7 protein-coding genes are annotated in these 11813 nt (G+C 76.0%); all 7 read left to right on the forward strand.

The genetic code is table 11. The annotated features are described in order from the left end of the window. Positions 1-3 precede the first annotated feature (3 nt). The 7 genes from ACFU9E_RS07990 to ACFU9E_RS08020 are packed head-to-tail and all read left to right on the forward strand — an operon-like array spanning position 4 to position 11786. Positions 4-1098, forward strand: a complete 1095-nt coding sequence (locus ACFU9E_RS07990; protein WP_380679771.1) for a hypothetical protein — start codon at positions 4-6, stop codon at positions 1096-1098. 18 nt (positions 1099-1116) lie between these two features. Beyond that, positions 1117-1626, forward strand: a complete 510-nt coding sequence (locus ACFU9E_RS07995) for a phage baseplate assembly protein V (RefSeq protein ID WP_380679676.1) — start codon at positions 1117-1119, stop codon at positions 1624-1626. Positions 1627-1638: 12 nt separating this feature from the next. Next, a complete protein-coding gene (locus ACFU9E_RS08000; protein ID WP_380679679.1) occupies positions 1639-1971 on the forward strand; it encodes a hypothetical protein in 333 nt (110 codons plus the stop codon). Continuing rightward, entirely contained in the window at positions 1968-2375 is a 408-nt protein-coding gene (locus ACFU9E_RS08005) for a GPW/gp25 family protein (RefSeq protein ID WP_380679682.1), read from the forward strand. The genes ACFU9E_RS08000 and ACFU9E_RS08005 overlap by 4 nt, the downstream gene beginning before the upstream one ends. After that, entirely contained in the window at positions 2372-5749 is a 3378-nt protein-coding gene (locus ACFU9E_RS08010; protein WP_380679685.1) for a putative baseplate assembly protein, read from the forward strand. Before ACFU9E_RS08005 ends, ACFU9E_RS08010 begins: the two co-directional genes overlap by 4 nt. Continuing rightward, positions 5746-9558: a putative baseplate assembly protein gene (locus ACFU9E_RS08015; protein ID WP_380679688.1), complete on the forward strand. Its 3813-nt coding sequence runs from the start codon at positions 5746-5748 to the stop codon at positions 9556-9558. Before ACFU9E_RS08010 ends, ACFU9E_RS08015 begins: the two co-directional genes overlap by 4 nt. Then, complete coding sequence (locus ACFU9E_RS08020) at positions 9555-11786, forward strand: hypothetical protein (RefSeq protein ID WP_380679691.1); 2232 nt, start codon at positions 9555-9557, stop codon at positions 11784-11786. The genes ACFU9E_RS08015 and ACFU9E_RS08020 overlap by 4 nt, the downstream gene beginning before the upstream one ends. The last annotated feature ends 27 nt before the right edge of the window (positions 11787-11813 follow it).

Below are 11813 nucleotides of genomic sequence, written 5' to 3' on the forward strand. Positions count from 1 at the left end.
CTGATGGGCCCGCAGCTCCCGGTGCCGGTGCCCCAGCCGGTGACCGACGCCCTGCTGTCGGCGCAGGTCACGGTCGCGTCCGGCCAGCGCAGCGGCTTCCAGCTCGCCTTCGACCTGTCGAAGAACGGTCTGATCGACACCGCGCTGCTGCCGGGCGGCTTCTTCGACCCGAAGATCAGGGTGGTGCTGATGGTGACCGTCACCGGCACCCCGACCGTACTGATGGACGGCGTGATCATCCGTCAGGAGGTCGGCATCAGCAACCAGCCCGGCCAGTCCACCCTCACCGTCACCGGCGAGGACCTCACGGTGCTGATGGACCTGGAGGAGCAGGCCGGGGTGCCCTTCCCGGCGATGTCCCCGGCGGCCCGGGTCGCCGCGATCATCGGCAAGTACGGGCAGTACGGCATCGCCCCGCTGGTGATCCCCGAGCTGGTGCCGCAGACGCCGATGCCCACCCGGCGGATCGACTTCCAGAAGGGCACCGACCTCGGCTACGTCAACGAGCTGGCGAAGGCCAACGGGTACGTCTTCTACCTCGACCCGGGCCCGGTCCCCGGAATGAGCCGCGCCTACTGGGGGCCGGAGAACCGGCTCGGCGTCCCGCAGCACGCGCTGAACGTGAACCTGGACGTGCTGTCCAACGTCGACCAGCTCACCTTCGCCTTCGACGGGACCGCCCGCGAGGAGCCGGAGGCCCGCATCCAGCTCCCGGCGACCAAGGTGTCCGCCGTCCTGCCGGTGCCGGAGGTGAGCGTGCTGCGCCCGCCGCTCGCGCTCAGGCCCGCGCCGGCGCTGAAGAAGAAGGTCGTCGCCGACACCGCCAAGAAGGACACTGGCCAGGCCGTCGCCGAGATCATCGCCCAGGCGATGCAGTCGGCGGACGCCGTCTCGGGCTCCGGGCAGCTCGACGTCGTCCGGTACGGGCACGTGCTGCGCCCGCGCGAGCTGGTCGGCGTCCGCGGCGCCGGGCTCACCTACGACGGCCTGTACTTCGTCAAGAGCGTCACCCACAACCTCAAGCCCGGCTCGTACACCCAGAACTTCACGCTGACCCGCGAGGGCCTGATCGCCCTCGGACCCACCGTCGTCCCGTGACCACCAGGAGGTGCCGGCATGGCCGAACCGACCCGCTACCTCGGCAAGTTCCGGGGGACGGTGGTGAACAACGCCGACCCGCTCGGGATCGGCCGCATCCAGGCCCAGGTGCCCGACGTCCTGGGCGAGGTCACCTCGGGCTGGGCGATGCCGTGCTTCCCGGTGGCCGGTCCCGGCATGGGCCACTACGCCGTCCCGCCGGTCGGGGCGGGCGTGTGGCTGGAGTTCGAGCAGGGCGACCAGAGCTATCCGGTCTGGACGGGCTGCTGGTACGGCTCCGCCTCGGAGGTCCCGGTGGAGGCGCTGACCGGACCGCCGGGCGCGCCGAACACGGTGCTGGAGACCTCCGGGCACCGGGTGATCGTGCTGTCCGACGATCCGACCACCGGGATCACCCTGCGCACGCCGAGCGGGGCCTCGATCGTGCTCGACGACTCGGGCATCCGGATCAGCAACGGCCAGGGCGCCTCGATCTCGCTCGTCGGCGCCACCGTATCCATCAACCAGGACGCCCTGAGCGTGACCTGACGGGAGAGTCTCGTGTCCGGACACCTGCTGCACGTCAATGCGACGGTCACCTGCCCGCACGGCGCCCAGGCGACCGCCCGCCCCGTCCAGGCCCGGGTGCTGGTCGCCGGGCAGGCCGCCACCGCCACCGCCGACCCGTACACCGTGACCGGCTGCCCGTTCACCGTGGCCGGCAAGCCGCAGCCCTGCGTCACGGTGCACTGGGTGGTGCCCTCCGCCCGGATCCGGGTGAACGGCTCCCCCGCGCTGCCGCGGTCCGCCGTCGGACTGTGCCGGAGCGCCGAGCAGATCCCGCAGGGGCCACCGGTCGTGACCGTCGTCCAGCAGCGGGCGGTGGGCACATGAGCGGCACGGGGTACCCGGGGAGCGGCGCCGGTCCGGCCCGGACGGACCTCGCGTTCCCGTTCCGGATCGACCGTCGAGGACGTACCGCCGACGCGGCGTACGACGACCACGTGCGCGACCTGATCGAGCAGTTGCTGTTCACCAGCCCGGGCGAGCGGGTGATGCACCCGGACCTCGGCTGCGGGCTGCTCGACCTGGTGTTCGCGCCGAACAGCCCGGAGCTGGCGGCCACCCTGCGGCTGTCCGTGCAGGCGGCGCTGCAGCGCTGGCTCGGCGATGTGATCGAGGTGGCCTCGCTCGACGTGACGAGCGAGGACAACGTGGTGCGGGTCGAGCTGGCGTACGTCGTCAGCCGGACCGGCTCGCAGCGGCAGGACGTGTTCGAGGGCGGGGTGGCGGCATGACCGGGCGATCCGGGGACCCGACGGTCCGGTGCGGGACGGAACCACGGCGCGCCGATGTGCGGGCGGCGCGGCTGCTGGGCCTGGACGGCGCCGAGCCCGGCGACGACGGGCGCACGCTGAGCGTGACCTTCCTCGGCCGGGCGCCGGACGAACTGGACCCGCAGAACATCCGCGTCGACGGCGGCCGGCGGATCACCGGCCTGCGCGCCCTCGCGGTCGACATCGAGCGCGCGGACGACCCGGAGCTCGACGACCGGATGCACGTCACCCTCGACCGCCGTGGCGACACCTCCCGGTACCGGTTGACCGTGGTGGAACCGGACGCCTACGGCCGGCCGGGCACCCGCCCGTACCCGGGCTTCGATCCGCGCTACGCGAGCGCCGGGTTCTCCTTCGGCGCCGACTGCCCCTCCCCCTTCGACTGCCGCACCGAGGAGGGCTGTCCGCCCGCCGTCCGGCCGGCCCCGGTCATCGACTACACCGCCCGCGACTACGAGAGCCTGCGGCGGCTGGTGCTGGACCGGATGAGCCTCACCGTGCCCGGCTGGTCCGAGCGGCACCTGCCCGACCTCGGCGTCACCCTGGTCGAGCTGCTCGCCCACACCGCCGACCAGCTCTCCTACCAGCAGGACGCGGTGGCCACCGAGGCGTACCTCGACACCGCCCGCCGCCGGGTGTCGGTGCGCCGGCACGCCCGGCTGGTCGACTACGCCGTGCACGAGGGCTGCAACGCCCGGGCCTTGGTCGCGCTGACGGCGGACCGCCCGCTCACCCTGCGGCACGGCACCTTCCGCTTCGCCGCCGTCGACGCCGGCCGGCTCGGCCCGCAGGACCGCCCCGAGCTGTCCACGGTGATCCCGGACGAGCAACTGGACGCGCTCGCCGGGTCCGCCACCGTCGAGGTGTTCGAGCCGCTCGACGGGGCGGACGTGGTGCTGCACCCGGCGCACAACACCATCCGGTTCTGGACCTGGGGCGACCAGGACTGCGTGCTGCCCCGGGGCGCGACCTCCGCGACCCTGCGCGACGGCCGGCCCACGACCGGCCCGCACCGGATCGACCGGCCCGGCAGCGATCCGCAGGAGGCCGGCGTGCGGGAAACCGAGCCGCCCCGAACCGACCCGCCCCCGACCGACCCGCACGGAGCCGACCCGCCCCCGACCGAGCCGCCCCGAACCGACCCGCCCCCGACCGACCCGCACGGAGCCGACCCGCACGAAACCGGCCGGCCGCAGGGCCACGCCCGGCAGCTGGCGCTGCGCCCAGGCGACCTGCTGATCATCGAGGAGGTGCTCGGCCCGCGCACCGGCGCCGCCGCCGACGCCGACCCCGCGCACCGCCAGGCCGTGCGGCTCACCTCCGTCACCCCGCTGGTCGACGAGCTGTACGGGCAGCCCGTGGTCGAGGTCACCTGGGCGCCCGAGGACGCGCTCGCCTTCCCGGTCTGCCTGTCGGCGCACGGCGGGAGCGACTGCGCCCCGATCGCCGACGTGAGCGTCGCCCGCGGCAACGTCGTCCCGGTCGACCACGGCCGCTCCCTCACCTTCTGCGACGGAGCCCCGGAGACCTTCGCGGTACCGCCGGAGCCGGTCCGGGTGGCGCCCTGCGGACCGGGCGGGTCCGGCTGCGCGGACCGCACCGGCGGCAGCCCCGCGGCGGAGGCCCTCCACGAATTGCTCGCGCGGACCCGGAGCGGCCGCCGGCTCGACCCGGAGCAGGTCCACGAGCTGTCCGCGCTGGTCGGCGAGGCCGCGGTGCGGCGGGCCGGGCTGAGCGTGCGCCTCGCACCCGGCGCGGACGCGGAGGGCGAGGACGGCGGCGGCGCCGTGGTCGAGCCGCCCACCGCCGACGCCCAGGCGGCGGCGCTGGAGACGCTGCTCGACCAGACCCGCTACCCCGTCCTTCCGCCGCCCTTCCGTCCGGTACTGCGCTACGCGCCGGTCACCCGGGCGGCCGACCACCCGGACCGGGCGCACGTCTGCGCCGGGCAGGCCGCGCTGCTCGCCGGCATTCCCGAACGGGTCCGCCAATGGCTGGAGGAGCTGTGGCACCGGGCGCACCGCGGCCATGCCCCGTCCCGCGCCGAACTCGCCGAACTGACCGTGCTGTTCGGCGCCCGGGTGGTCGCCGAGCTGCGCCTCGCCGACCGGCCCGCCGCCGCACTGCGCGAGCTGCTGGCCCGCCGCACCCGCCTGCTCGCGGCCAAGCAGCGCCGTCTCGACCTGCTCACCGCGCGGGCCCGCGCCGGCGCGGTGCTGCGGCGCTCCGGCGTCTGGGAGGTGACCCAGAGCTGGGGAGCCCGGTACGCCGCCGGGCTCGACCCCGACTCCCCCGCGCTGGCCGGGCCGGCGAGCGGGCTCGCCGTCCAGGACCCGCGTTCCGCCCTGCCCGCGGTCCGGGCGACCGCCGACGGCCAGGAGTGGACGCCCCGCCGGGACCTGCTCGCCGACGGCCGGCGCGACCGGCACTTCGTGGGCGAGCCGGAGGACGACGGCCGCCTCGCGCTGCGCTTCGGCGACGGCCGGCACGGCCTGCCGCCCCGGCCCGGCGCGCAGCTGCGGGTCGGCTACCGGATCGGCAACGGCACGGCCGGGAACGTGGGCGCTGAGGCCGTCAACCATCTGGTGGTCTGCCACCGACCGCGGGACGGCGGCCCCGCCACCCGGCCGCAGGACGCGGTGCGCCTGGTCCGCAACCCGCTGCCCGCGACCGGCGGCACCGACCCCGAACCGCTCGACCAGGTGCGCCAGTCGGCCCCGCTCGCGCTGAGCCGCACCCGGCTGCGGGCCGTCACGGCCGCCGACTACGCGGAGCTGGCCGCCGCCCGGCCGGGGGTGCGGCGGGCCGCCGCCGAACTCCGCTGGACCGGCAGCGTCCAGGAGGTCCACGTCGCCGTGGAGCCGTACGGGCAGGCGACGGCGGACCCCGCCCTGCTGGCGGCGGTCGGACAGGGTCTGGAGGTGTACCGCCGGATCGGCCACGACCTGGTCGTCCGTCCCGCCCTGCTGGTGCCGCTCGACCTCGAACTGCGGATCGGCGCCGCCCCCGGCCACCAACGCGGCCATGTGCTGGCCGAGTTGCGACGGGTGCTGGGCAGCCGCGCCCTGCCGGACGGCCGACTCGGCTTCTTCCACCCCGACGCGCTGGACTTCGGCGAGCCGGTGCGGGTCTCCCGGCTGGTGGCCGTGGCGGCCGCCGTGCCGGGCGTGGTCAGCGCCCAGGTCACCCGGCTGCGGCGGCAGTTCGGGCGGGACGACGGCGAGCCGGCCGACGGGCTGCTGCGGATCGGCGCCCTGGAGATCGCCTGCTGCGACAACGACCCCGACCGGCCGGAGAACGGCCGGCTCTCGCTCGTGATCGGAGGTGGCCGGTGAACGGCCAGTGCACCTGCGGCTGCGCGGGCACCGCGACCGCGACCCCGGCCCCGCTGTTCAACCCGCCCGGGCTGGACGCCATCGGCTACCGGGTCGGCCGCTACGGGCAGTTCCTCGACAGCCTGCTCGCCCGGCTGTCCGGCCCCGCCTACCCCGCGCTGCGCGACCTGACGGTCCGCACCCCGGACGACCCGGCGATCGCGCTGCTGGACGCCTGGGCCGTGCTCGCCGACCTGCTCACCTTCCACTCGGAGCGGATCGCCGACGAGGGCTATCTGCGCACCGCCACCGACGAGGGCTCGCTCACCCTGCTCGGCCGGCTGGTCGGGCACCGGCCCCGGCCCGGCGTGGCCGCCGCCACCCACCTCGCCTACACGCTCGACCAGGACCCGCGGGCCGCCGAGGACCCGGTCGTGATCGTCCCGCGCGGCGCCCGCAGCCAGAGCGTCCCCGGCCCCGGCGAGGACCCGCAGTCCTTCGAGACCGCCGAGGACCTCCCCGCCCGCGCGGCCTGGAACGAGCTGGCCGTCCTGCGCCGCCGCCCCTACCAGCTGACGCCCGGGCAGCTGAACCCCGGCGGCCGGGCCGAGCTGTTCGCCGCCGGCACCGCCAACAACATCAGGCCCGGCGACCGGCTGCTGTTCGTCTTCAGCGCCGACAAGGCCGCCGACCCGGTCCACCGGGTGCTGCGGCTGGTGCCCGAGGTGCGGCTCGACCGCGAGAACGACGTCACGGTGATCGGGCTCCCCCGGGACCTGCGCACCCTCAAGGACCTGCGCGCCGAGCTGGCGGACTGGATCACCGAGTCCGAGACCGCCCCGAACCCCCGGCCCGGCCCGAGCCGGATCCTCCGGGACTTCGACGCGCAGGTGCTGGCCCCGCTGCGCGCCGACCTCGACCGGCCCGCCGGCCCGCTGAGCACCCCGGCCGGCTACGCCGACCGGCTCGCCCCGGTGCTCGTCCGGACCGCCGAGGCCGCCGAACTGGCCCGCCCCCGCCAGCCGGTGGCCGACTGGTTCGGCCGCCTCGGTGACGAACTGTCCGCCCTGTGCGACCGCGCCCACCAGCTGGAGCCGCCGCAGGTCCCCGAGGGGACCGGACCCCACCCGGGCGGCCCGGCGGCCGGCGACCCGGCCGTCCGCGGACTCGGCCCGCTGCTGGCCGCGCTGCGCACCGCCCCGCCCCGGCCCCCGCTCAGCGCCCGGGACCTCGCCCGCGACCCGCGGCGGCTGTTCGCCCCGGGCTCGGACCTCGGCGCGCAGCTGCTCGCCGCCCTCGACCCCCGGCTGCGCGACGGCCTCTACCCCGCCTGGCGCCGGGTCGACCTGACGGTGCCGCCCGCCGTGCACGAGATCCAGGCGATGCGGGTGGTGGCCACCCCGTTCGGCGCCACCGCGCCGCTCAAGCCGGTCTACGGCGCCGACGGCCGGATCGACCGCTACGTGGACTGGCCGCTCTCCGGCAGCACGCTGATCGGCGTCCGGGTCACCTTCGACGCCGCCGGCGCCGTCCCCAGGACCGCCGACTTCACCTACGTCGAGGCCGGCAGCCTGCTGCACAGCGGCTTCTCGCTGCCGTGGGACCACACCTTCCCGTTCGGCCCCGGCCAGGTCGAGGTGGTCACCACCGAACCGCCGACGCCCCCGCCCAACCCGCCCAGCCCGCCCAATCCGCCCAATCCGCCCAGCCCTACGAACCCGCACGCCTCCGCCGTGCCCTCCTCCGACCCGGAACCCGGCGTCAGCGCCCGGTTCCTGCCCGGGCTGCCCGAACGCAGGGTCTCGGTCTCCCGCCCGCAGGCCGACGACCGCGTCCATGTGACGATCGACGGCGGGCCCGGCCCCGCACTCGACTACCGGCTCGACCCGGGCCAGGAGAAGACCGGCGAGTCCGGCGAGCTGAACGTCCGGGTGCACCGCTACCCCGCCACCGAGCAGTCGCCGCCCGCCGTCGAGGTGGTGTTCACCACCAAGCTGCAACCGGTCTCCGGCACGGTCCTCACCCTCGACGCCGTGTACGACCAGATCGCGCCCGGCAGCTGGGTGGTCATCCAGCGCCCGCGCAAGGGACTCGACGGCGGCATCCCGGGCAGCCGCGACCTCGCCGAGGTCATCACCCGGGTGACCGACGTGCGGGTGATCTCCCGCGCCGACTTCGGCATCACCGGCAAGGTGACCGAACTGTCGCTCCAGCAGCAGTGGCTGGACGACCAGGACACCCAGCTCTCGCACATCCGCGACGCCACCGTCTACGCCCGCGGCGAGTCCCTGCGGCTCGCCGACGAGCCCGTCACCGAGGACGTGCACGGCGACCGGATCGAACTCGCCCGGCTCCACGACGGGCTGACACCCGGCCGGTGGATCGTGGTCGAGGGCGAGCGGACCGACATCCCGCACACCACCGGGGTCCGGGCGAGCGAGCTGGCCATGATCGCCGGCGTCGAGCAGGGCGTCGACCCGCGACTGCCCGGGGACACCGTCCGCACCACGATCACGCTCAGCGCCGACCTCGCCCACCGCTACCGGCGCGACACCGTCCGGATCCTCGGCAACGTGGTCCGCGCCACCCAGGGCGCCACCCGCGACGAGGCCATCGGAAGCGGCGACGCCGGCGTCCCCGGCCAGCGCTTCGCGCTCTGGCAGTCCCCGCTCACCTGGCTGGCCGCCGACACCCCCGGCGGCGCCCGCAGCACCCTGGAGGTCCGGGTCGACGGGGTGCGCTGGCACGAGGTCGACAGCCTCGCCGGGCGCGGCCCGGACGAACGGGTCTACGTCACCGCCACCGCGACCGACGGCCGCACCACCGTCACCTTCGGCGACGGCGTGCACGGTTCGCGCCTGCCCACCGGCCGGGAGAACGTCCGCGCCCGCTACCGGATCGGCATCGGCGCGCCGGGCAACGTCGGCGCCGGCCGGATCACCCAGCTCACCACCCGTCCGCTCGGCGTCTCCGCCGTCGTCAACCCGCTGCCCGCCACCGGCGGCGCCGACCCCGACGGCCCGGGCCTCGCCCGGCGCACCGTCCCGCTCGCCGTCACCTCCCTGGACCGGCTGGTCTCGGTCCCCGACTACGAGGACTTCACCCGCTCCCGGGCCGGCATCGGGCGCGCCGCCGCCACCCGGCTCTCGGACGGCCGGCGCGAACTCGTGCACGTCACGGTGGCCGGGGTGGACGACATCCCGCTCACCGACGGCTCCGACCCGGTCCGCACCCTGCGCTCCGCGCTCACCGCCTACGGCGACCCGAGGCTGCCGGTCGAGGTCGCGCCGCGCGAACTCGTCCTGCTGGTCGTCGCCCTGAGCGTCGGGCTCGACCCGGACCACTCCTGGGACGTGGTCGAACCGGCGCTGCGCCGCGCCCTGCTCGACCGTCTCGGCTACGCCGGCCGCCAACTCGGCCAGAGCGCCCACCTGTCCGAGGTGCTCGCCACCGCCCAGGCCGTCCCCGGCGTGGACCGGGCGGACGTCGACGCCTTCACCGGCGTCCCCGGCAGCCTCACCCCGGAGGGCCTGGAGCAGCTGCCCGAGCAACTCGCCCGACCGTGGCCGACCGTCCCCGCCCGGCTCGCCCGCTTCGAGGAGCGGCGCTACCGGGTGCGCGACCCCGCCGGGGAGAGCCTCACCGACGTCGCCGCCCGCCACGGCATCCCGCTCGCGGAGCTGCTGCGGCTCAACCCCGGCATCACCGACACCCGGCCGCTGCCGGCCGGCCGGGTGCTGACGGTCTTCCGCGGCATCCGCCCGGCCCAACTCGCCCTGCTGTCGGCGGATCTGCCCGACACGTTGATCCTCAAGGAGGTCCACACATGACCGCCCCGAGCGAGCGGGACCCGGACGAGCTGCTGGAGCTGCTGCCGCGGTGGCACCGGCTGCGGGACGCCGAGGCGGGTGAGCCGCTGCGCGCCCTGCTGGCCGTCGTCGCCGAGCAGGTGGACCTCGTGCGCGAGGGCATCGACCAGGGCTACCGGGACTGGTTCGTGGAGACCGCCGCCGACTGGGCCGTCGCCTACCTCGGCGACCTGGTCGGCTACCGGATCCTGCCCGGCTACGAGGAGGTGCTCGCCACCGGCCTGCACGGCGAGGCCTCCCCCGAGCGGGCGGCGGCCCGCGACCGGCTCGCCGCCCGGCTGGCGCCGCGCCAGGACGTCGCGAACACCGTCGCCAACCGCCGGCGCAAGGGCACGCTCGCCCTGCTGGAGGAGCTCTCCGCCTCGGTCGCCGACTGGCCGGCCCGGGCCGTGGAGCTCTCCCGGCTGCTCGGCGCCACCCAGCCGGTGCGGCTGCTGCGCCCCGACGAGGAGAGCGCCGACCGGCTGCGGCTGAGCCGGGGCCGGCTGGTCGACGTCCGGGACGGCGCGGCGCTGGACCTGCTCGACGGGCCGTTCGACGGGCAGGCGCACACCGCCGACGTCCGTCGGGCCGCCTCCGCCCGCCGCCGGGGCGGCCGCACGCCGGCCGGGGTCGCCCTGTACGTCTGGCGGTTGAAGCCGTACTCCGTCACCCGGGCGCCCGCCTACTGCATCGACCGGGCCAGGAACCTCTTCACCTTCTCGGTCCTCGGCAACGACGCCCCGCTGTTCACCCGGCCCGAGCCGGAGCCGTCGGCCTCCCACCTCGCGGCGATCGACAACGTGCCGGCGCCGATCCGGCGCCGGCAGCTGGCCGAGCGCCTGGCCGACTACTACGGGCCCGGCAAGAGCTTCGCGATCCGGCGCGACGGCGCCCAGGAACCGATCCCGCCCGCCGAGATCACGGTGGCCGACCTGACCGACTGGACCTACCGGCCCGCCCGCGGCCAGGTCGCCGTCGACCCGGTGCTCGGCCGGATCGCCTTCGGCGCCCGCTCCGCCCCGCGCCGCGGCGTCCTGGTCGACCACCACTACGCGTTCGCCGACGACACCGGCGGCGGCGAGTACCCGCGCGACCGCCCGGAGACCCGGCACCGGCCGGTCTACCGGGTCGGCCCCGGCCAGTCGTACCAGCGGATCAACGAGGCGTACGAGCGGTGGCGGGCCGATCAGCAGGCCGGTACCGCGGGCGGCGCCGCCGTCATCGAGATCACCCACAGCGGCGCCTACCAGGAGCAGCTGGACTTCGACCTGGCGGCCGACGACCGCCTCGAACTGCGCGCCGCCGAGGGCACCCGCCCGGTGATCCGGCTGCTCGACTGGTACAGCAACCGGCCGGACGCGCTGAACGTCCGCGGTACGTGCCCGGGCGGGCGGCTGGTCCTGGACGGCCTGCTGATCACCGGTCGCGGCGTCAACGTCACCGGACCACTGGCCTCCGTCACCCTGCGGCACTGCACCCTGGTGCCGGGCTGGTCGCTGGAGCCGCACTGCGCGCCGCACGCGCCGCACGAGCCCAGCCTGGTGCTGGACCACACGACGGCCTGCGTCCGGATCGAGCGTTGCGTCCTGGGCGCGATCCAGGTCGTCGGCGACGAGGTGGACGCCGAGCCGCTGGAGATCCACCTGGCGGACAGCATCCTGGACGCCACCGGGCCCGACCGGCCGGCGCTCTCCGGACCCGACTGCGAGCACGCCCACGCGCTGCTGCACGCGCACCGCTCAACCGTGCTCGGCGAGGTGCACACCCACGCGGTGCCGATCGCCGAGGACTGCGTCTTCACCGGTCGGCTGCGGGTGGCCCGCCGCTCGCCCGGCTGCCTTCGGTTCTGCTACGTCCCCCCGGGCTCGCGGTCCCCGCGCCGGTATGCGTGCCAGCCGGACCTGGTGCGCGCGGCGGTGACCGAACTGGTCGAGCGCGGCGAGCTGTCCCCGGCGCAGGGCGCCCGGCTGCGCGAGGTGGAGGCCGAGCGGGTCCGCCCGCTGTTCGCCTCCCTGCGCTACGGCACGCCCGACTACGGGCGGCCGGCCGCCGGGTGCGCGCCGGAGATCACCCGGGGCGCCGAGGACCGCGCCGAACTGGGCGCCTTCCACGACCTGTTCCAGCCCCAGCGCGAGGACAACCTGCGGGCCCGGCTGGCCGAGTACACGCCGGCCGGCACCGATGCCGGGATCTTCTTCGCCTCCTGACCCGTTCCCGACCCCCGACTGTGAGAG

Origin of the sequence: Kitasatospora sp. NPDC057595, assembly GCF_042800875.1 — a bacterium.
Lineage (GTDB): Bacteria > Actinomycetota > Actinomycetes > Streptomycetales > Streptomycetaceae > Kitasatospora.